At 61.4% G+C, this 19,301-nt stretch carries 20 protein-coding genes and 1 other RNA gene; 14 read left to right on the top strand and 7 right to left on the bottom strand.

Going from position 1 to position 19,301, the window contains the following annotated elements:
- The first annotated feature begins 49 nt into the window (after positions 1–49).
- The 6 genes from J3P97_RS26315 to J3P97_RS26290 all read left to right on the top strand — a co-directional run bounded on the left by J3P97_RS26315 (position 50) and on the right by J3P97_RS26290 (position 6,240).
- Complete coding sequence (locus tag J3P97_RS26315) at positions 50–757, top strand: FadR/GntR family transcriptional regulator (protein ID WP_434571012.1); 708 nt, start codon at positions 50–52, stop codon at positions 755–757.
- A gap of 121 nt (positions 758–878) precedes the next feature.
- Positions 879–1,208 carry a thioredoxin TrxA gene (trxA, locus tag J3P97_RS26310; protein WP_003206727.1) on the top strand — a complete coding sequence of 110 codons (330 nt, stop codon included), beginning with the start codon at positions 879–881 and terminating at the stop codon, positions 1,206–1,208.
- Between the two features lie 240 nt (positions 1,209–1,448).
- Positions 1,449–2,708 (top strand): transcription termination factor Rho, encoded by a 1,260-nt coding sequence (gene rho / locus J3P97_RS26305; protein WP_003206716.1) that lies wholly within the window; start codon positions 1,449–1,451, stop codon positions 2,706–2,708.
- A 119-nt stretch (positions 2,709–2,827) separates the two neighbouring features.
- Entirely contained in the window at positions 2,828–4,294 is a 1,467-nt protein-coding gene (gene ubiD, locus J3P97_RS26300; protein ID WP_434571014.1) for a 4-hydroxy-3-polyprenylbenzoate decarboxylase, read from the top strand.
- Positions 4,294–5,262 (top strand): CDP-6-deoxy-delta-3,4-glucoseen reductase, encoded by a 969-nt coding sequence (locus J3P97_RS26295; protein ID WP_434654812.1) that lies wholly within the window; start codon positions 4,294–4,296, stop codon positions 5,260–5,262. Before ubiD ends, J3P97_RS26295 begins: the two co-directional genes overlap by 1 nt.
- A 309-nt stretch (positions 5,263–5,571) precedes the next feature.
- Positions 5,572–6,240 (top strand): gamma-glutamylcyclotransferase, encoded by a 669-nt coding sequence (locus J3P97_RS26290; RefSeq protein WP_434602199.1) that lies wholly within the window; start codon positions 5,572–5,574, stop codon positions 6,238–6,240.
- On the opposite strand, the gene glpT is transcribed toward J3P97_RS26290, so the two are convergent.
- Both glpT and J3P97_RS26280 read right to left on the bottom strand, forming a co-directional pair.
- Positions 6,216–7,565, bottom strand: coding sequence for a glycerol-3-phosphate transporter (gene glpT, locus J3P97_RS26285; protein WP_434627207.1), 1,350 nt, complete (start codon positions 7,563–7,565; stop codon positions 6,216–6,218). The genes J3P97_RS26290 and glpT overlap by 25 nt on opposite strands.
- 215 nt (positions 7,566–7,780) lie before the next feature.
- On the bottom strand, positions 7,781–8,758 hold the full coding sequence (locus J3P97_RS26280; protein WP_434571022.1) for an NADPH:quinone oxidoreductase family protein: 978 nt from the start codon (positions 8,756–8,758) through the stop codon (positions 7,781–7,783).
- Positions 8,759–8,908: 150 nt separating this feature from the next.
- Between J3P97_RS26280 and J3P97_RS26275 the strand changes: the two genes are divergently transcribed.
- Positions 8,909–9,325, top strand: a complete 417-nt coding sequence (locus J3P97_RS26275; RefSeq protein ID WP_434571024.1) for a flagellar basal body-associated protein FliL — start codon at positions 8,909–8,911, stop codon at positions 9,323–9,325.
- 119 nt (positions 9,326–9,444) lie between these two features.
- Here the strand turns inward: J3P97_RS26275 and J3P97_RS26270 are convergent, their stop codons facing one another.
- Positions 9,445–9,897 (bottom strand): EVE domain-containing protein, encoded by a 453-nt coding sequence (locus J3P97_RS26270; protein ID WP_434673088.1) that lies wholly within the window; start codon positions 9,895–9,897, stop codon positions 9,445–9,447.
- A gap of 195 nt (positions 9,898–10,092) precedes the next feature.
- Between J3P97_RS26270 and J3P97_RS26265 the strand changes: the two genes are divergently transcribed.
- Positions 10,093–10,239, top strand: a complete 147-nt coding sequence (locus J3P97_RS26265) for a hypothetical protein (RefSeq protein WP_305498028.1) — start codon at positions 10,093–10,095, stop codon at positions 10,237–10,239.
- Between the two features lie 32 nt (positions 10,240–10,271).
- On the opposite strand, the gene J3P97_RS26260 is transcribed toward J3P97_RS26265, so the two are convergent.
- From J3P97_RS26260 to J3P97_RS26245, 4 genes are all read right to left on the bottom strand, one after another.
- Positions 10,272–10,877, bottom strand: coding sequence for a 5-formyltetrahydrofolate cyclo-ligase (locus J3P97_RS26260; RefSeq protein ID WP_434673087.1), 606 nt, complete (start codon positions 10,875–10,877; stop codon positions 10,272–10,274).
- 119 nt (positions 10,878–10,996) lie between these two features.
- A non-coding RNA gene (gene ssrS / locus J3P97_RS26255) (6S RNA) lies at positions 10,997–11,176 on the bottom strand.
- 30 nt (positions 11,177–11,206) lie between these two features.
- Positions 11,207–11,524: a cell division protein ZapA gene (locus J3P97_RS26250; RefSeq protein ID WP_039590276.1), complete on the bottom strand. Its 318-nt coding sequence runs from the start codon at positions 11,522–11,524 to the stop codon at positions 11,207–11,209.
- Positions 11,521–11,730 carry a TIGR02449 family protein gene (locus J3P97_RS26245; protein ID WP_003177365.1) on the bottom strand — a complete coding sequence of 70 codons (210 nt, stop codon included), beginning with the start codon at positions 11,728–11,730 and terminating at the stop codon, positions 11,521–11,523. The genes J3P97_RS26250 and J3P97_RS26245 overlap by 4 nt, the downstream gene beginning before the upstream one ends.
- A gap of 130 nt (positions 11,731–11,860) precedes the next feature.
- Here J3P97_RS26245 and J3P97_RS26240 point away from each other — a divergent pair, with 130 nt between their 5' ends.
- The 6 genes from J3P97_RS26240 to J3P97_RS26215 all read left to right on the top strand — a co-directional run bounded on the left by J3P97_RS26240 (position 11,861) and on the right by J3P97_RS26215 (position 19,258).
- A complete protein-coding gene (locus J3P97_RS26240) occupies positions 11,861–12,415 on the top strand; it encodes a YecA family protein (protein WP_047226083.1) in 555 nt (184 codons plus the stop codon).
- A 27-nt stretch (positions 12,416–12,442) separates the two neighbouring features.
- Complete coding sequence (gene pepP, locus J3P97_RS26235; protein ID WP_434571032.1) at positions 12,443–13,777, top strand: Xaa-Pro aminopeptidase; 1,335 nt, start codon at positions 12,443–12,445, stop codon at positions 13,775–13,777.
- On the top strand, positions 13,774–14,961 hold the full coding sequence (ubiH, locus tag J3P97_RS26230) for a 2-octaprenyl-6-methoxyphenyl hydroxylase (protein ID WP_434571034.1): 1,188 nt from the start codon (positions 13,774–13,776) through the stop codon (positions 14,959–14,961). Before pepP ends, ubiH begins: the two co-directional genes overlap by 4 nt.
- Before the next feature lie 61 nt (positions 14,962–15,022).
- On the top strand, positions 15,023–16,240 hold the full coding sequence (locus J3P97_RS26225; RefSeq protein ID WP_434674591.1) for a 2-octaprenyl-3-methyl-6-methoxy-1,4-benzoquinol hydroxylase: 1,218 nt from the start codon (positions 15,023–15,025) through the stop codon (positions 16,238–16,240).
- A 203-nt stretch (positions 16,241–16,443) separates the two neighbouring features.
- Positions 16,444–17,448 (top strand): extracellular solute-binding protein, encoded by a 1,005-nt coding sequence (locus J3P97_RS26220; protein WP_434673086.1) that lies wholly within the window; start codon positions 16,444–16,446, stop codon positions 17,446–17,448.
- 187 nt (positions 17,449–17,635) lie between these two features.
- Positions 17,636–19,258 (top strand): ABC transporter permease, encoded by a 1,623-nt coding sequence (locus J3P97_RS26215; RefSeq protein ID WP_434673085.1) that lies wholly within the window; start codon positions 17,636–17,638, stop codon positions 19,256–19,258.
- Positions 19,259–19,301: the final 43 nt, after the last annotated feature.

The following is a 19,301-nucleotide window of genomic DNA, read 5'->3' as shown; positions in this document are numbered from 1 at the left end:
GAATAGCTTTACAACTAGCCGCTCATTGACTCGGTTTCCCTGAAAAACCATGAATTCCATTTCTCGTGCCGTTCCGGAAGTCGCCCTCCAAGGCATCCGCAAGCTGATCGCCGATCAAGGTTTCGGCCCGGGGGATGCGCTGCCGTCACAACGGGAGCTGGCCTTGCAGCTGGGGGTGAGCCGGGCCTCACTGCGCGAGGCGCTTTCATCGCTCAGTGCCTTGGGCATGATCAGCGTGCAGCCAGGGAGGGGGGTATTCGTGCAATCACCGGCGCAAGCCCCACGCAGCGAACCAACGCCGGGTTGGCCCTTCGCCGCTCAGGCCTCGCCGGTGGATATCTTTCAGTTGCGTTATGCCCTTGAGGGGTTCGCGGCCGGGTTGGCGGCCGTCACGTTGAGCGCCGATGAGCTCGATGCCCTGGATGACAACGTCGAGGCCATGCGCCGAGAGTTGAAGGCGGGGGATTTCGACGCGGCGGCGCGGCTCGATTTCGAGTTCCACCGACGGATCTTGCTGGCCAGCGGCAACCAGGCGATGCTGGGCATTCTCACCGCCAGCGCCGATATCTTCCTGGAAAGCCAGAAACTACCGTTCATCAGGGCGGAGCGGGCGATGGAGACGTGGCAGGAACATCGCAAGATCCTTCGCGCCCTGGCCCGCCGGGCATCGGTTTCCGCGCAAAAAACCATGCAGGAACATGTACGTAATGCGGCGTTGCGTACCGGTATCTCGTTCATCGCACCGGCCGCTTCATGAAGCGGGCCATACCCAAAGCCATCAATCTCCATAGCGAGACTCAATCAACTGCGGCTTCCTGAACCTGGGAAGGGCAGCTATGATGGGCCACGTTTTTTTGCTGATTACCCCGGAGATTTCCATGAGCAGCGATCTGATCAAACACGTTAGCGACGCTAGCTTCGAAGCTGACGTACTCAAGGCCGAAGGCGCAGTGCTGGTCGACTATTGGGCTGAGTGGTGCGGTCCTTGCAAAATGATCGCTCCGGTCCTGGACGAAATTGCCGAGACCTACAAGGGCAAACTGACCGTCGCCAAGCTGAACATCGACGAAAACCAGGAAACCCCGGCCAAGCACGGCGTGCGTGGTATCCCGACGCTGATGCTGTTCAAGAACGGCAACGTCGAGGCCACCAAGGTCGGCGCGCTGTCGAAGTCGCAACTGGCAGCTTTCCTCGACGCCAACATCTAAGCGTCGAATGTTCTGCCAAAAGCCCCGCAAATCGCGGGGCTTTTTCGTTATCCAGGGCTAGACGCTCGTAAATCGAGGTGTTACATTCGGCCCCGCACTGGTTTCTCCATTGCCCCCTGCAAGCCGTCGCCGACGCTCTCCTTTCGAACAAGTACGCGATCCTGTCGCCTTCTCTGCGGCGCGGCCTCATTAAGCCAAAAGCTTAATTTCCCCCTCCATAAATGATTACGTCATTCCTATATGAATCTGACTGAACTCAAGCAAAAGCCGATTACCGAACTGCTCGAATTGGCCGAACAGATGGGCATAGAAAATATGGCCCGTTCGCGCAAGCAGGACGTGATTTTCTCCCTGCTCAAGAAGCACGCAAAAAGCGGCGAGGAAATCTCCGGTGATGGCGTGCTGGAGATTCTCCAGGACGGCTTCGGCTTCCTCCGCTCCGCGGACGCTTCCTACCTCGCCGGCCCGGACGATATCTACGTCTCGCCGAGCCAGATCCGTCGCTTCAACTTGCGCACCGGTGACACCATCGTTGGCAAGATCCGCCCTCCAAAGGAAGGCGAGCGTTACTTCGCGCTGCTCAAGGTCGATACGATCAACTTCGACCGTCCGGAAAACGCGAAGAACAAGATTCTCTTCGAGAACCTGACCCCGCTGTTCCCGACCGTGCGCATGAAGATGGAAGCCGGCAACGGTTCCACCGAAGACCTCACCGGTCGTGTCATCGACCTGTGCGCACCTATCGGCAAAGGCCAGCGCGGTCTGATCGTGGCGCCGCCGAAAGCGGGCAAGACGATCATGCTGCAGAACATTGCCGCGAACATCGCCCGTAACAATCCTGAAGTTCATCTGATCGTGCTGCTGATCGACGAGCGTCCGGAAGAAGTGACCGAGATGCAGCGCACCGTGCGCGGCGAAGTGGTCGCCTCGACGTTCGACGAGCCGCCGACCCGTCACGTGCAGGTTGCCGAAATGGTGATCGAGAAGGCCAAGCGCCTGGTCGAGCACAAGAAGGACGTGGTGATCCTGCTCGACTCCATCACCCGTCTGGCCCGTGCCTACAACACCGTGATCCCGAGCTCCGGCAAGGTATTGACCGGTGGTGTCGATGCCCACGCCCTGGAGAAACCGAAGCGTTTCTTCGGTGCCGCACGGAACATCGAAGAAGGCGGCTCGCTGACCATTATCGCCACTGCGCTGGTTGAAACCGGCTCGAAGATGGACGAAGTGATCTACGAGGAGTTCAAGGGTACCGGCAACATGGAACTGCCCCTGGACCGTCGCATCGCCGAGAAACGTGTGTTCCCGGCCATCAACATCAACCGTTCCGGTACCCGTCGCGAAGAATTGCTGACGGCCGATGACGAGTTGCAGCGCATGTGGATCCTGCGCAAGCTGCTGCATCCGATGGATGAAGTGGCGGCCATCGAGTTCCTGGTCGACAAGCTGAAAACGACCAAGACCAACGATGAGTTCTTCCTGTCGATGAAGCGCAAGTAAGTCGAGCAGGCCAGCAAGAGCCGGGGAAACCCGGCTTTTTGCTGTCTGTGCATTCACTATTGCGAACGGGCGGCGTTAAACTCGGGCCCCCGAACGCCACGGTCACCATGAGGCTTTGCATGCAGTATCGCGACTTGCGCGACTTTATCAGCGGTCTGGAACAGCGCGGCGAACTCAAGCGCATCCAGGTGCCGGTGTCCCCAGTGCTGGAGATGACCGAGGTCTGCGACCGCACCCTGCGGGCAAAGGGCCCGGCACTGCTGTTCGAAAATCCGACCGGCTATGACATCCCGGTGCTGGGCAATCTGTTCGGCACACCGGAGCGTGTAGCCCTGGGCATGGGGGCCGAAGCTGTCAGCGAACTGCGCGAGATCGGCAAGCTGCTCGCGTTCCTCAAGGAGCCGGAGCCGCCGAAGGGCCTGAAGGACGCCTGGTCGAAGCTGCCGATTTTCCGCAAGATCATTTCCATGGCGCCGAAAGTCGTCAAGGACGCGATCTGCCAGGAAGTGGTGATCGAGGGCGACGCTGTCGATCTCGCCATGCTGCCGGTGCAGACCTGCTGGCCGGGCGACGTGGGGCCGCTGATCACCTGGGGCCTGACCGTCACCAAAGGGCCGAACAAGGATCGCCAGAACCTCGGTATCTATCGTCAGCAGGTGATTGGCCGCAACAAGGTCATCATGCGCTGGCTGAGCCATCGGGGTGGCGCGCTGGATTATCGTGAGTGGTGCGAAAAACACCCTGGTCAGCCATTCCCGGTTTCGGTGGCCCTGGGCGCGGATCCGGCGACTATCCTTGGCGCCGTCACGCCCGTGCCGGACAGCCTCTCCGAATATGCCTTCGCCGGCCTGCTGCGGGGCAACCGCACCGAGCTGGTGAAATGCCGTGGCAACGACCTGCAAGTGCCGGCCACCGCCGAGATCATTCTCGAAGGCGTGATCCACCCCGGCGAAATGGCCGATGAAGGTCCTTACGGCGACCACACCGGTTATTACAACGAGGTGGACAGCTTCCCGGTGTTCACCGTCGAACGCATCACCCATCGGATCAAGCCGATCTACCACAGCACCTACACCGGACGTCCGCCCGATGAGCCGGCTATCCTCGGCGTGGCGCTGAACGAAGTGTTCGTGCCGATCCTGCAGAAGCAGTTCCCGGAGATCACCGATTTCTACCTGCCACCGGAAGGCTGCTCGTACCGCATGGCCGTGGTGACCATGAAGAAGTCGTATCCGGGGCATGCCAAGCGGGTGATGTTGGGCGTCTGGTCGTTTTTACGACAATTCATGTACACCAAGTTCGTTATTGTCACTGATGACGATATCAACGCACGGGACTGGAACGACGTGATCTGGGCCATCACTACGCGCATGGACCCCAAGCGCGACACGGTGATGATCGAGAATACGCCGATCGACTACCTCGACTTCGCCTCGCCGGTGTCCGGCCTGGGGTCGAAGATGGGGCTCGATGCCACGCATAAATGGCCCGGTGAAACCACCCGTGAATGGGGCCGGGTTATCGTCAAGGATGAAGCCGTTACCCAACGGATCGATGCCATCTGGAATCAGTTAGGAATAGATTGATGCGTGTAACCTTGCAGCCTTCCGGCGCGGTGCTGGAGATACAGCCGGCAGAGCGGATTCTCGATGGCGCCCGGCGCCTGGGCTACGAATGTCCGCAGAGCTGCCGCAATGGCAATTGCCATGTCTGTGGCGCGCTGCTGGTGGAAGGTCGCGTGACGCAGGCCGGTGAGGTGCGTGATCACGGCGAGATCTTTACCTGCATTGCCGAGCCGCTGGAGGATTGCGTGGTGCTCTGGGATGGCGTGCTGGCGCCGGGTGAACTGCCGGTGCGCAACCTGGCGTGCCAGGTCACCGAATGCAGTGACGTCGGCGGCGATGTCTGGCGGGTGCGCCTGCGGGCGCCGGCGGGCAAGCCGCCGCGCTATCACGCTGGGCAATACTTGATGATCGAGCGCGAGAACGGCGAAAAATCGGCGTTCTCCCTGGCCTCGGCGCCGCATTCGGGGCGGGACCTGCAGCTACATGTACTGGCGCGCGAAAGCAGTGCGCTGGCGCTGCTGGAGCAACTGCGGCGCAATCCTACCGTGCGCATCGAAATGCCGTTCGGTGATACCCACTTGTCCGAGTTGCCGGATGGCCCGCTGGTGCTGATCGCCGCTGGAACCGGCATGGCGCAGATGCACAGCCTGATCGAGCACTGCCGGGCCGCCGGTTTCAAATACCCGGTGCATTTGTATTGGGGCGTGCGGCGGCCGGAGGATTTCTATGAAATCGAGCATTGGGATGAATGGAAAAAACTGCCGAACCTGTTCCTGCACAAAGTCGTCAGCGACTTGTGCGGCTGGGAAGGGCGCTGCGGGATGCTCCATGAAGCCGTGTGCGAGGACATCAGCGATCTTTCCAGCGTCCACGTCTACGCCAGCGGCTCACCAGCGATGATCTACGCCACGCTTGATGCGCTGGTGGAGGCCGGGATGGATGCTCATCAGATGCGTGCCGATGTGTTTGCGTACGCGCCGCGGGCTTGAACCGCGTTCGTCCAACCTAGGCTCGGTGAGTTCTTCGTGGCGAGGGAGCTTGCTCCCGCTCGGTTGCGCAGCGACCGCCTCATCTGGGACTGCTGCGCAGTCCAGCGGGAGCAAGCTGCCTCGCCACAAGAACGAATGCCGATCGATATAACGGCCCATATTTCGTTTCGGTATTTAGTTCTGTCAGCTAGATACCGATAACGTATATGGACGCCCGATGGCATCCAACTTGCCTTCGTTCCATGAAGCGCCAGTACCTTGGCGTTGCCAAGCCATTCACAATCAGCGAGGAGCCATCCGCTACCGGCCATGACCGCTATCGAATCCGCCATCACCTGCGCGCTGTATCCGCCAAGACTCGAGTTGGGGCCACAGCTGACCCGGGAACAACTGCTTGCGTCGATGCACTCGACCATGAGCCTGCACCAGGGCGGCCCAGTCTGGCTGTTCGCCTACGGCTCGTTGATCTGGCGGCCCGAATGCACGGCGGTGGAGCGTATGCGCGGGCGAGTGCACGGTTATCATCGCGGGTTGTATCTGTGGTCCCATGAACACCGTGGCACCCCGGAATTGCCAGGGCTGGTGTTCGGGCTGGATCGCGGCGGTTCGTGCAGCGGTTTCGCCTACCGGTTGCCGGAAGAAAACCTGCAGGATTCGCTGTTGGCCCTGTGGCAACGCGAGATGCCCGTGCCGTCCTATCGGCCGCACTGGCTCAGCTGTCGGCTGGAAGATGGCAATCGGGTTCAGGCCTTGGGTTTTGTCCTGGAGCGACACCTGCCCAGCTATGCCGGCAATCTGCCGGATCATGTGCTGAGCCAGGTGTTCGAAAGCGCCTGCGGGCGGTATGGCACGACTCGCGATTATGTCGAGCAGACCATCCACGCCCTGCGCAGCCACGCCATGCCAGACCGTAATCTGGAGGCGCGGCTCAAGCGCTGCAAATCAGCGCTGGATCAGGCGATCGCGTCGCGGCTCTGACTGGCGATCTGCTTGTGCCGCAGGGTTGGCGCGAGGAATGCCATGGCCAGCAGGCAGGCACCGACCAGCAGGATGAAGCCGCCATCCCAGCCGAAATAGTCCACCGTGTAGCCCATCATTGCGCTGGCTGCGACTGAGCCACCCAGATAACCAAACAGACCGGTGAAGCCGGCAGCTGTACCTGCTGCTTTCTTGGGCACCAGTTCCAAGGCCTGCAGACCTACCAGCATGACCGGGCCATAGATCAGGAAGCCAATCGCGAACAGCGAGATCATGTCGACCATCGGGTTACCCGGCGGATTCAGCCAGTAGATGATTGTTGCGACGGTCACCAATGCCATGAACACCATGCCCGTCAGGCCGCGGTTGCCCCGGAAGACCTTGTCCGACATCCACCCGCATAGCAGCGTGCCGGGAATGCCGGCCCACTCGTACAGGAAGTAAGCCCAGGACGTCTTGTCGAAATCGAAGTGCTTGACCTCTTTGAGATAGGTCGGTGCCCAGTCCAGAATGCCATAGCGCAACAGGTAGACGAAAACGTTGGCCAGCGCGATGAACCAGAGCATCTTGTTGCGCAGCACGTATTTGACGAAGATGTCCCTGGCGCTGAATTCTTCTTCATGGCTGGCATCGTAGCCTTCCGGGTAATCGTTTTTGTATTTCTCGATGGGCGGCAAGCCTGTCGATTGCGGCGTATCGCGCATGACGATGAAGGCAAATACAGCGACCAGCAAAGCCACCGCTGCCGGTACGTAGAACTTGCTGTGCCAGTCGTTGAACCAGCCCATGCCAAGTATTGCCAGCGGGCCGATCAAGCCGCCGCCGACGTTATGGGCGGTGTTCCATACCGAAACCACACCGCCGCGTTCTTTCTGCGACCACCAGTGCACCATGGTGCGTCCGCTTGGTGGCCAGCCCATGCCTTGCGCCCAGCCGTTGATGAACAACAGGATGAACATCATGGTCACGCTTGAGGTTGCCCACGGTGCGAAACCGAAAATGAACATCACTCCGGCTGACACTATCAGGCCAAAAGGCAGGAAATAACGCGGGTTGGAGCGGTCGGACACGATGCCCATCAGGAACTTGGAAAGACCGTAGGCGATCGCGATTGCCGATATCGCCACCCCCAGCTGGCCCTTTGTATAGCCTTGGGCGATCAGATCCGGAAATGCCAGGGTAAAATTTTTGCGCAGCAGGTAGTAACCGGCATAACCAATAAAAATGCCGGCGAAGATCTGCCAGCGAAGGCGCCGATAGGTGCTGTCTATTTTTTCTTCAGGCAATGGAGCCTGATGTGCGGCGGGACGAAAGAAAGCAAACATTCAAGGGCTCCAGATTTCTTGTTTTGACTGCGGATGCGAATGTTACAGTTTCATTACCGAAAATAGCACCGGTTCGCATCGGCCAAACAGCGGAAATGTGGGAGATGGCATGTTCTTTTACGAACATGTCGCTCAGGTATAAATGGAGGGCGGTATGGGGATGGCGGAACCGGGCCGTAGCGCTGCGACCCGGTTCAGGTAAACAGCTTGGGCAATCAGCGAACCTGCACGACCACCTTGCCCACCGCCTTGCGCTGCCCCAGGTCGTTGATCGCCTGGGCGGCGTTGCTCAACGGATAGACCTGCGACACCAACGGTTTCAACTTGCCTTCGGCGAACCAGCCAAACAGCTGTTGGAAGTTGGCGGCGTTGTCCTGCGGCTGGCGTTGGGCGAAGGAGCCCCAGAACACGCCTACCACGGCAGCGCCCTTGAGCAAGGCCAGGTTCACCGGCAGCTCGGGAATGCGCCCGCTGGCGAAGCCGACCACCAGCAGCCGGCCGTTCCAGGCGATGGCGCGGACCGCCTGGTCGAACAGGTCGCCGCCCACCGGGTCGTAGATTACGTCGGCGCCCTGGCCGTCGGTGAGGCGCTTGATTTCATCCTTGAGGCTGGTTTCGGTGTAGTTGATCAGTTCGTCGGCGCCGGCGGCCTTGGCTACCGCGAGTTTTTCCGCGCTGCTGGCGGCGGCGATCACCCGGGCGCCCATGGCCTTGCCGATTTCCACCGCCGCCAGGCCGACGCCGCCGGAGGCACCGAGCACCAGCAGGGTTTCACCGGGTTGCAGGTTGGCCCGTTGCTTGAGGGCATGCATCGAGGTGCCGTAGGTCATGCTGAAAGCGGCGGCGGTGTTGAATTCCATGGCGGCAGGAATGGGCAGCACGTTATAGCCCGGGACTGCCACCTGTTCGGCGAAACTGCCCCAGCCGGTCAGCGCCATGACCCGGTCACCGACTTTCAGGTGACTGACCTTTTCTCCCACCTCGCGGACGACACCCGCTGCTTCGCCGCCGGGGGAAAACGGGAAGGGCGGCTTGAATTGATATTTGCCTTCGATGATCAACGTATCAGGAAAATTCACCCCGGCGGCGTGCACGTCCAGCAGCACTTCGTTCTTCTTCACGACGGGGCTGGCGACGTCTTCCAGCACCAGCGATTCGGCGGGGCCGAATTCTTTGCACAGCACGGCTTTCATCAGGGCTATTCCTTTGGGAGTGATGGCCGATAAGTGTAGGTGTGAGAGTGAAGGGGTCAACGAGCATGCCCCGCCCTGATAGCCGGCCATAAGCTTGTGCTGGGACGAGGGGGCGGTATGCTGGGCCGCAAATCGGATGAGGAGTCGAATGTGAAAGCGTGGATCATGTTGATGCTGGCCCTGTCGTTGCCTGTGGCGGCGATGGCCGAAGAAGCCAAGGAAGCCAAAGAAGGCGAGGCGCCGAAGGTCAGTTACATCACGCTCAGCCCGCCATTCGTGGGCAACTATGGCCTGGACGGAACGACCAAGCTGAAGGTCTACAAGGCCGACGTTGCCCTGCGCGTGACCGGTGACGCCGCCGCTGCGGCGGTGAAGGCTAACGAGCCGTTGATTCGCAATCAGTTGGTGGCGCTGTTTGCCCAGCAGACGACCGAAACCATGAACAACCTTGAAGCCAAGGAAAAGCTGCGGCAGGAAGCGTTGAAGCAGACCCAGCAGGTGATGAACGACGAGACGGGCAAGCCGATGGTGGATGATCTGTTGTTCAACAACCTGATCATTCAGTAGGTTTGTCCGGGCGGGCCCCTTCGCGAGCAGGCTCGCTCCCACAGGAGTCTTGTGGGCAACACCATTCCCCTGTGGGAGCGAGCCTGCTCGCGAAAGCGGCCGACAGGGCGCTGCATAGCTCAGGGCTTCAACGCAATGACCGCTGCCCACTGCTCAGCTGTCACCGGCATCACCGACAGTCGCGAGCCTTTTTGCACCAGCGGCATTTCGGCCAGGGCGGCTTGCTGTTTGAGGTAGTCGAGCTTCAGCACCCGTGGGAATGTCTCGACATGGGCGACGTCGAGGGCGGTCCAGGGGTTCTTCTCCGGGCTGGCCTTGGCCTCGAAGTAATGACTGTCAGGTTCCAGGGCCGTTGGGTCGGGATAGGCGGCCTTGATGATTTTGCCAATTCCGGCAATGCCTGGCTCCGGGCAACTGGAGTGATAGAAGAAAAATGAGTCGCCTACCGCCATGGCTCGCAGGAAATTGCGCGCCTGGTAGTTGCGAACCCCGTCCCAGCGCGCTTGGCCGAGCTTTTCCAGGCCCTGGATGGACAATTCGTCGGGCTCGGATTTCATCAGCCAGTAGGCCATGATTTCTACTCCTGGGTGGTGGCGATAAAAAGGTTCAGCGATTTTATGACAAACCGACAGTCGGTTGACGCCAGCATTTGCGTGTCGGTTCACGTTGCCGCAAAATGCCGGCCTTCCAAGCTTGACGCTGCTGCACGGCCAGATAAGAAAACCGCTGCTGTCATCGTGTGTGATATGCCTTGAGGGGGGCAATCGATGAAACGCAAACCGGATTTGTTGTGGGTCCTGGTCATTCTGTTCGGCCTGGGTGTCGTCACCACGGGTTATGCCCAGAGCTTATGGGCCAACAAAAATGATGCACCGATGGAAATCACCCAGCCCGCGCCCGCACTCAAGCGCTGAGCCGTCTTCTGGACGCCGCTGTTTCGCGGCGTCTAGCTCGCCAGATACCAACGCCTGTCACTGACCGTTCCCTGTAGCGGTACATCCCAGCTTGCCTGCGCCAATCGTTCGACCTTCTGACACTCATGGGCCAGGCCCAGCAACGTCGGCTTGCGCCATTGTTTGCGTCGCGACAGATACGCCAGGCTGCGGTCATAGAAGCCGCCGCCCATGCCCAGGCGTCCGCCGGCATCGTCAAACCCCACCAACGGCAGCAATACCAGGTCCAATGTCCAGACTTTGCGCTGCCGGGCGATATTCTTGCGTGGTTCCGGGATGCGGAAACGATTAGGGCGCATTTTTTCGCCGGGATGGATCCGCTGGAACACCATCCTGGTCTGCGGCCAGGGACTGAGTACTGGCAGATAAGTCGCCTTGCCCCGACGTTGGGCGGCGCGCAGCAGCAGGCGTGGGTCGATCTCACCGTCGTTGGGCAGGTACAGGGCGATGTGTTTTGCGCGGCGAAACAGCGGATGCTGTGCCAGTTGCCGATAAAGCCCGTGGGCGGCTTGCCGTTGCTGGGCCGGGGTCAGGGCACGACGGGCCTGGCGTAGCAGGCGGCGAAGTTGTGGGCGGGTCGGCAACGCAGGTTCGGTCATATCGATGCTTCGCGAGACGGTGACATCGGCACAGCGTAACCGCAAACGGCGGGACCGGAAAACGCCAAACGCCAGAAACGACAATGCCAGTCATGATGACTGGCATTGTTTCAAGAATCAGGCTCCCCGGATGAACCGCTGTCGGCTTAGCCCTTGAACCCGAAAGTTCAAGGTGGAAGTTGCAGGAGGCGTTAAGGCTTTCCGTCAAGCGGACATGCACACCGGCCCCAACGTGCAACCCCCGTGGTTGTGCGTATCGGCTCAGGGACATCACCAACTGGCAAGCACCCCAGGGAGTGACGCAAGTATACCCCAGGCTGCCTCGCGAATCAGCCCTTGCTGACGTCCGGATCGGTAGCCAGTACCAGATCCACCCGATCGAGCAGGTCGCGGACCTGTTCACGGGTCGAGCCGCTGACCTGTACGTCCGGCGTATCCTGGCGGTGCAGCAGGTCGTGGGTAATGTTCAAGGCGGCCATCACGGCGATGCGATCGGCGCCGATGACTTTGCCGCTGCTGCGGATCTCGCGCATCTTGCCATCCAGGTAACGGGCGGCGCTCACCAGGTTGCTGCGCTCTTCCTGGGGGCAGATGATCGAATACTCTTTATCGAGGATCTGCACGGTAACGCTATTGCTTGAACTCATGAGTCTTGCTCCAGGGCCTTGAGGCGCGAAATCATCGATTCGACCTTACGCCGGGCGATTTCGTTTTTTTCAATGAGGTGCGCGCGTTCCTCGCGCCAGGTTTTTTCCTGAGCTAATAGGAGTCCGTTTTGGCTCTTAAGTTGCTCGACCCGGTCAATTAGCAGCTCGAGTCTGGCCATCAGCGCTTGCAGGTCGGTGTCTTCCATTGTGTCCACTGAAGAATGTGTCTGATGGAGGGAATTGGGTCGCACAGCCTTTAATGGTCTTGGCGAGTCTGTCGATGTAGGATACAAGGCCTCCATTCTAGACATAGCGCCGTCTGGCGCCTAGCTGCCCATGCCCATTCAGAATTCTCCGTACCAAGCCTTTGCCACCCTGCTGAGCACCAGTGGCCACCCTGTCTCGCCCGCCGAACTGCATGGCCTGCTGCTCGGCCGCAGCTGTGCCGGCGCCGGTTTTGATGCCGACGGCTGGTTGGCCGACGCCGCCGAACTGCTTGAAGGCGAGCCGGCGGACAACGTGCGCAACGCGCTCATCGGCCTGCAGGAAATGGTCAAGGGTGAATTGACCAGTGACGACATGACCGTCGTCCTGTTGCTGCCCACCGATGACGCGCCGCTGGCTGAACGCGCCGCTGCGCTGGGTCAGTGGTGCCAGGGTTTCCTGGCAGGCTTCGGCCTGACCCGCCGCGAATATGCCTTGAGCGATGAAGCCAAGGAAGTGTTGCAAGACCTGGCGGCCATCTCCCAGGTGCAGGACGCCCTGGAAGAATCCGACGACGGCGAGAGCGACTACATGGAAGTGATGGAGTACCTGCGGGTCGCGCCGTTGCTGCTGTTTACCGAGACCAAAAAAACCGCTGAACCGGCTGCCAAGCCGTCCCTGCACTGATCGCTTGAAAGGGAACACCGTCTGCCCATGATTCATATCCCGAAGTCGGAATACAGCCGTCGCCGCAAGGCCTTGATGGCGCAGATGGAACCCAACAGCATCGCAATCCTGCCCGCCGCCGCCGTTGCGATCCGCAACCGCGACGTCGAGCACGTCTATCGCCAGGACAGCGACTTCCAGTACCTCAGCGGCTTCCCCGAGCCGCAAGCGGTGCTGGTGCTGATGCCCGGTCGCGCTCACGGCGAGTACATCCTGTTTTGCCGCGAGCGCAACGCCGAACGTGAACTGTGGGATGGCTTGCGTGCTGGCCAGGAAGGGGCGATCCGGGACTACGGCGCCGACGACGCGTTTCCCATCACCGACATCGACGACATCCTGCCGGGCCTGATCGAAGGTCGCGACCGGGTCTATTCGGCCATGGGCAGCAACCCCGAATTCGACCGGCACCTGATGGAGTGGATCAACGTGATTCGCTCTAAGGCCCACCTTGGTGCCCAGCCGCCGAACGAATTTGTTGCCCTGGATCATCTGCTGCACGATATGCGCCTGTATAAATCGGCGGCGGAAGTGAAAGTGATGCGCGAAGCGGCGCGGATTTCCGCCCAGGCGCACATCCGCGCCATGCAAGCGGCACGCCCCGGGCTTTACGAATACAGCCTGGAAGCCGAGCTCGACTACGAATTTCGCAAGGGCGGCGCAAAGATGCCGGCCTACGGCTCCATCGTTGCGGCGGGGCGTAACAGTTGCATCCTGCATTACCAGCAGAACGACGCGCCGCTCAAGGATGGCGACTTGGTGCTGATCGATGCCGGTTGTGAAATCGACTGCTACGCCAGCGATATCACCCGTACCTGGCCGGTCAGCGGCAAGTTTTCGCCCGAGCAGAAGGCGATCTATGAGGTCGTGCTGGCGGCCCAGGAAGCGGCGTTCGCTGAAATTGGCCCGAACAAGCATTGGAACCAGGCCCATGAAGCTACGGTCCGGGTCATTACCGAGGGGCTGGTGCGTCTCGGGCTGCTGGAAGGCGAGGTGGACCAGTTGATCGCCAGCGAAGCCTACCGGGCGTTCTACATGCACCGTGCCGGTCATTGGCTGGGCATGGACGTGCACGACGTCGGTGAGTATCGGGTCGGTGGCGAATGGCGCGTGCTGGAGGTTGGCATGGCCTTGACCGTGGAGCCGGGCATCTATATTGCTCCGGACAATCGCAGCGTAGCGAAGAGATGGCGCGGCATTGGCGTGCGCATCGAGGATGACGTGGTGGTGACCAAGACCGGTTGTGAAATCCTGACCCGCGGCGTGCCGAAAACGGTCGCCGAGATCGAGGCCCTGATGGCCGCCGCACGGACTCAAGCGGCATGAGCCGGGTCAACGTGGCGATCATCGGTGGCGGCCTGGTCGGCGCGAGCCTGGCGCTCGCCTTGCAGGCAGGCGCCAAGGCCAGGGGGTGGAAGATCATGCTGATCGAGCCGTTCGCCCCCGGCGACACCTGGCAGCCGAGCTATGACGCACGCTCATCGGCGCTCTCCTTCGGTGCTCGACAAATTTATCAGCGCCTGGGCCTCTGGCAGGAAATTTCCCGCCGCGCAGAACCGATCAAACAGATTCATGTTTCCGACCGCGGACGGTTTTCCACCGCACGGTTGTCCGCCATGGAGGAGGGCGTGCCGGCCCTCGGCTATGTGGTGGAAAATGCCTGGCTCGGCCAATGCCTGTGGCAAGGGCTGGACAAGGACGTGGTCAGCTGGCGCTGCCCGGCGCAAGTCACCCGGATGGAGCCGCTAGTCGGTGGTTATCGTTTGACGCTGGATGACGAAACCACGCTGGAATGCGACCTCGCCGTACTGGCCGACGGTGGACGCTCCGGACTGCGCGAGCAGTTGGGCGTCGGTGTGCGCAATCGCCCTTACGACCAGAGCGCGTTGATTGCCAACGTCACCCCCAGCGAAGCCCACAACGGCATGGCTTTCGAGCGTTTTACCGACGACGGCCCGATGGCCTTGTTGCCGCTGCCGGAAAATCGTTGTGCGTTGGTCTGGACTCGCCAGGGCATGGATGCGCAACGGCTGGCAGCCCTCGACGAGCGTAGTTTTCTCAGTGAGCTGCAGAGTGTGTTCGGCTATCGCCTCGGCACGTTGAAACAGGTGGGTGCGCGACACCTTTATCCGCTGGCGCTGGTGGAAGCCGAAGAGCAGGTACGTCCGCACCTGGCGATCCTCGGCAATGCTGCCCATAGCCTGCATCCGATAGCGGGCCAGGGCTTCAACCTGTCCTTGCGTGACGCGCAGGCACTGGCCGATGCATTGCTCGGAAGCGACAGCACGCCCGGCGACTTCTCTGTATTGCAAGCCTATCGCGAGCGCCAGCGGATGGACCAGGCCCTGACCGTCGGCTTCTCCGACCAGGTCACGCGGCTGTTCAGCAGCGATCTGCCGCTGGTATCCGTGGGCCGCAATCTCGGCCTGCTGGGCCTTGACCTGCTGCCCCCGGCCAAGCGCTGGTTCGCTCGCCAGGCCATGGGATTGGGGACTCGCCCCGATGCTTGATACGGCTTATTCCTTTCACGGGCGGCTCATGTCGCCAGCAGCACAGGCTTAAAGCATGGAATTGCGCGCAGATCTGTTGATTGTCGGTGCCGGCATGGTCGGCAGCGCCCTGGCGCTTGCGTTGCAGGGCAGCGGCTTGCAGGTGTTGTTGCTCGACGGCAGCCCGCTGAGCGTCAAGCCCTTTGATTCCCAGGCAGCGTTCGAACCCCGGGTCAGCGCCCTGTCGGCGGCCAGCCAGCGGATTCTCGATCGTCTGGGCGTCTGGGACGGTATCGTCGCCCGACGCACCAGTCCCTACACCGACATGCACGTCTGGGACGGTAGCGGCACGGGGCAGATTCATTTTTCCGCCGCCAGCCTGCATGCCGAAGTGCTTGGCCACATCGTCGAGAACCGCGTCGTTCAGGATGCCCTGCTGGACCGGTTGCATGACTGCGACCTGGGGCTGCTGGCCAATGCGCGCCTGGAGCAGATGCGCCGCTCCGGCGACGACTGGCTGCTGACCCTGGCTGACGGGCGCACCTTGCGCGCGCCACTGGTGATTGCCGCCGACGGGGCGAACTCCGCCGTGCGCCGCCTGACGGGGGTCGCCACTCGCGAGTGGGACTACGTGCATCACGCGATCGTCACCAGCGTGCGCTGCGCCGGACCTCATCGCCAGACCGCATGGCAACGCTTCACCGACAATGGTCCGCTGGCCTTCCTGCCACTGGCGCGCGACGGCCAGCAGGACTGGTGCTCGATCGTCTGGTCGACCACGCCTGGCGAAGCGCAGCGCTTGATGACACTGGATGACGGCGCTTTCTGCGCCGAACTGGAGCGGGCTTTCGAGGGCCGGCTAGGCGCGGTGCTCGGCGCCGATCCTCGCGTCTGCGTACCTCTGCGCCAACGCCACGCCAAGCGTTACGTGGCCGAAGGGCTGGCGCTGATCGGCGATGCGGCGCATACCATCCATCCCCTGGCCGGACAGGGCGTCAACCTGGGTTTCCTGGATGCCGCGGTGTTGGCCGAGGTGCTGTTGCAGTCCGCAGGGCGTGGCGAGCGGTTGGCCGATCTCAAGGTGTTGAGCCGCTATGAGCGGCGGCGTATGCCCCATAACCTGGCGCTGATGGCGGCGATGGAAGGCTTCGAGCGGCTGTTCCAGGCCGATCCATTGCCGGTGCGCTGGTTGCGTAATACCGGTCTGAAGCTGGTAGACCGCATGCCGGAAGCCAAGGCGCTGTTCGTACGCGAGGCGTTGGGGCTGACCGGGGATTTGCCGGATCTGGCCAAGGTCTGAGAAAGGCCTATCGCGAGCAGGCTCGCTCCCACATTTGATCCAGTGGAGCCTGTGGGAGCGAGCCCGCTCGCGATAAGGCCGGAACAGCCACCCCCCATCCCACCTGTGCAACATTTGGAAACGTGTCTACCCACTGTTCGATTGTGGTGCTAAATGTGAGTCCTTATCATTTGCGCTCTGTTCACAATCGAGAGACCGCTACCATGTCGGCCACCAAACGCCTGCTGTCCGCCCTCGCACTGACCCTGATCGGCACTTCCGTCGCCCAGGCTGCCGATGAGGTGGTGGTCTATTCGTCGCGCATCGATGAGCTGATCAAACCGGTTTTCGATGCCTACACCAAGAAGACCGGCGTCGCGGTGAAGTTCATCACCGACAAGGAAGCGCCCCTGATGCAGCGGATCAAGGCCGAAGACAAAAATGCCACCGCCGACCTGCTGCTGACCGTCGACGCCGGCAACCTCTGGCAAGCCGAGCAGATGGGCATTCTGCAGCCGTTCACCTCGCCGGTAATCGATGCCAACATTCCCCCTCAGTATCGTGCGTCGTCCCACGCCTGGACCGGCCTGAGCCTGCGTGCGCGGACCATTGCCTACTCGACTGACCGGGTCAAACCGGGTGAGCTGACCACTTACGAAGCGCTGGCCGGCAAGGAATGGGAAGGCCGCTTGTGCCTGCGGACCTCGAAAAAGGTCTACAACCAGTCGCTGACCGCGACCCTGATCGAAACCCATGGTGCTGAAAAAACCGAGGCGATCCTCAAAGGCTGGGTCAGGAACCTGTCCACCGACGTATTCTCCGACGACACCGCGCTGCTTGAGGCGATCAATGCCGGCCAGTGCGACGTTGGCATCGTCAACACCTATTACTACGGTCGCCTGCACCAGCAGAAGCCAGACTTGAAGGTCAAGCTGTTCTGGCCGAACCAGGCGGACCGTGGCGTGCACATCAACCTCTCGGGTATCGGCCTGACCAAGCACGCGCCGCACCCGGACGCCGCGAAAAAACTGGTGGAATGGATGACCACGCCTGAAGCGCAAAGCATCTTCGCCGACGTGAACCAGGAATTCCCGGCCAACCCGAAAGTCCAGCCGTCCAAGGAAGTCGCCGCCTGGGGCCAGTTCAAGGCCGATACGCTGTCGGTGGAAGTTGCGGGTAAACGCCAGGCCGAAGCCATTCGCCTGATGGATCGTGCCGGCTGGAACTGAGACGATACCTTTCAGCTCATTGACGACCCGTGGCGAGGGAGCTTGCTCCCGCTGGGCTACGCAGTAGCCCCAAAATCCTGGATCATGCCCCCGCATATAGATCCTGGCAGATATCCCGGGAGGGCTTCGCCCTCCAGCGGGAGCACGCTCCCTCGCCAAATGACTGTTTGTCTTACGAGAGTTTTCCTTGACCCACCCCGCCCAACGCCGTTGGTATCCCCTGGTCTTCGCCGTCGCTGCGCTGGTGCTGTTGCCGTTGAGCGTGCTGCTGCTGTCCTGGCAGAGCATCGATGCGCAGATCTGGTCCCACTTGTGGGAGACCCAGATGCCGCGCCTGCTGGGTAATACCCTGACGCTGATCCTGGGTGTGGGTGTCGGCGTGACGTTGTTGGGGGTCAGTCTGGCGTGGCTTACCAGCCTTTGCGAATTTCCCGGTCGGCGCTGGCTCGATTGGGCGTTGATGTTGCCGTTCGCGATTCCCGCCTACGTGCTGGCGTTTGTTTTCGTCGGCCTGCTGGATTTTGCCGGCCCGGTGCAGACCCTGATGCGCGAATGGTTCGGCAGCGGCTTGCGCCTGCCCCGGGTGCGGTCGACCGGAGGGGTTATCCTGGTGTTGGTGCTGGTGTTCTATCCGTATGTCTATCTGCTCGCGCGAAGCGCCTTCCTGGCCCAAGGCAAGGGATTGATGGAAGCGGCCCGGGTCCTCGGCCAATCGCCCTGGCAGGCGTTCTGGCGGGTGGCGCTGCCGATGGCCCGACCGGCAATCGGCGCTGGCGTGGCGCTGGCGCTGATGGAAACCCTGGCGGATTTCGGCGCGGTGTCGGTGTTCAACTTCGATACCTTTACCACCGCCATCTATAAAACCTGGTACGGCTTCTTCAGTCTTTCCAGCGCCGCCCAACTGGCCAGTCTCTTGCTGCTGGCGGTGATGGTGGTGCTCTACGGTGAGCGCCGTGCCCGGGGAGCACAGCGGGCCAGCAACGAACGGCCCCGGGTCAAGGCGCTTTACCACTTGCGCGGTTTCAAGGCGGTGGCGGCCAGCAGCTGGTGCCTGTTGGTTTTCGCTTGCGCGTTCGTCATTCCGGTGCTGCAACTGGTGGTGTGGTTCTGGCAGCGCGGTCGGTTCGACCTGGACGAGCGTTATGCCGGGTTGATCATCCATACCCTCTATCTGGGCGGCCTGGCGGCCCTGGTCACCGTCTGCGTGGCCTTGCTGCTGGCGTTCGCCCGTCGCTTGGCGCCGACCCGCCCGATCCGCGCCGGTGTCGGCCTGGCGAACCTGGGTTATGCCTTGCCGGGTTCAGTGCTGGCGGTGTCGATCATGCTTGCGTTCAGTTATCTGGACCGTGAATTGGTCATTCCGCTATCGACCCTGCTCGGCGGGGCGGGCAAGCCGTTACTGTTGGGCAGTTTGTCGGCGTTGCTGCTGGCCTACCTGATACGTTTCCTGGCCGTGGCCTACGGTCCGCTGGAAAGCAGCCTGGCGCGGATTCGTCCGTCATTGCCCGAGGCCGCACGAAGCCTTGGCGTCAGTGGGCCACGACTGTTTTTCAAAGTGTATCTGCCGTTGCTATTCCCTGGCACGTTGAGCGCGGCGTTGCTGGTGTTTGTCGATGTGCTCAAGGAAATGCCCGCCACCCTGCTGATGCGCCCGTTCGGCTGGGACACGCTGGCAGTGCGGGTCTTTGAGATGACCAGCGAGGGGGAGTGGGCACGGGCTGCATTGCCGGCGCTGACCCTGGTGCTGGTCGGGCTGTTGCCGGTCATCGGATTGATACGGCGCTCGGCTCATCGACGCGTTCTGAATTAATTGAGAGCGGCTCCAGGTGCCAGTGCCATGGCATGCGGATACA

Origin of the sequence: Pseudomonas sp. R1-15 (assembly GCF_051132085.1) — a bacterium.
Taxonomy (GTDB): domain Bacteria; phylum Pseudomonadota; class Gammaproteobacteria; order Pseudomonadales; family Pseudomonadaceae; genus Aquipseudomonas.
Note: the sequence above shows the minus strand (reverse complement) of the source record. Positions and strands in the feature narration are given on the sequence as shown.

What these genes read in the sequence shown, in the direction of transcription:
- J3P97_RS26315 (WP_434571012.1), top strand. Translation starts at nt 50, where the DNA reads ATGAATTCCATTTCTCGTGCCGTTCCGGAAGTCGCCCTCCAAGGCATC.
- trxA (WP_003206727.1), top strand. Translation starts at nt 879, where the DNA reads ATGAGCAGCGATCTGATCAAACACGTTAGCGACGCTAGCTTCGAAGCT.
- rho (WP_003206716.1), top strand. Translation starts at nt 1,449, where the DNA reads ATGAATCTGACTGAACTCAAGCAAAAGCCGATTACCGAACTGCTCGAA.
- ubiD (WP_434571014.1), top strand. Translation starts at nt 2,828, where the DNA reads ATGCAGTATCGCGACTTGCGCGACTTTATCAGCGGTCTGGAACAGCGC.
- J3P97_RS26295 (WP_434654812.1), top strand. Translation starts at nt 4,294, where the DNA reads ATGCGTGTAACCTTGCAGCCTTCCGGCGCGGTGCTGGAGATACAGCCG.
- J3P97_RS26290 (WP_434602199.1), top strand. Translation starts at nt 5,572, where the DNA reads ATGACCGCTATCGAATCCGCCATCACCTGCGCGCTGTATCCGCCAAGA.
- glpT (WP_434627207.1), bottom strand. Translation starts at nt 7,565, where the DNA reads ATGTTTGCTTTCTTTCGTCCCGCCGCACATCAGGCTCCATTGCCTGAA.
- J3P97_RS26280 (WP_434571022.1), bottom strand. Translation starts at nt 8,758, where the DNA reads ATGAAAGCCGTGCTGTGCAAAGAATTCGGCCCCGCCGAATCGCTGGTG.
- J3P97_RS26270 (WP_434673088.1), bottom strand. Translation starts at nt 9,897, where the DNA reads ATGGCCTACTGGCTGATGAAATCCGAGCCCGACGAATTGTCCATCCAG.
- J3P97_RS26265 (WP_305498028.1), top strand. Translation starts at nt 10,093, where the DNA reads ATGAAACGCAAACCGGATTTGTTGTGGGTCCTGGTCATTCTGTTCGGC.
- J3P97_RS26260 (WP_434673087.1), bottom strand. Translation starts at nt 10,877, where the DNA reads ATGACCGAACCTGCGTTGCCGACCCGCCCACAACTTCGCCGCCTGCTA.
- J3P97_RS26250 (WP_039590276.1), bottom strand. Translation starts at nt 11,524, where the DNA reads ATGAGTTCAAGCAATAGCGTTACCGTGCAGATCCTCGATAAAGAGTAT.
- J3P97_RS26245 (WP_003177365.1), bottom strand. Translation starts at nt 11,730, where the DNA reads ATGGAAGACACCGACCTGCAAGCGCTGATGGCCAGACTCGAGCTGCTA.
- J3P97_RS26240 (WP_047226083.1), top strand. Translation starts at nt 11,861, where the DNA reads ATGCCCATTCAGAATTCTCCGTACCAAGCCTTTGCCACCCTGCTGAGC.
- pepP (WP_434571032.1), top strand. Translation starts at nt 12,443, where the DNA reads ATGATTCATATCCCGAAGTCGGAATACAGCCGTCGCCGCAAGGCCTTG.
- ubiH (WP_434571034.1), top strand. Translation starts at nt 13,774, where the DNA reads ATGAGCCGGGTCAACGTGGCGATCATCGGTGGCGGCCTGGTCGGCGCG.
- J3P97_RS26220 (WP_434673086.1), top strand. Translation starts at nt 16,444, where the DNA reads ATGTCGGCCACCAAACGCCTGCTGTCCGCCCTCGCACTGACCCTGATC.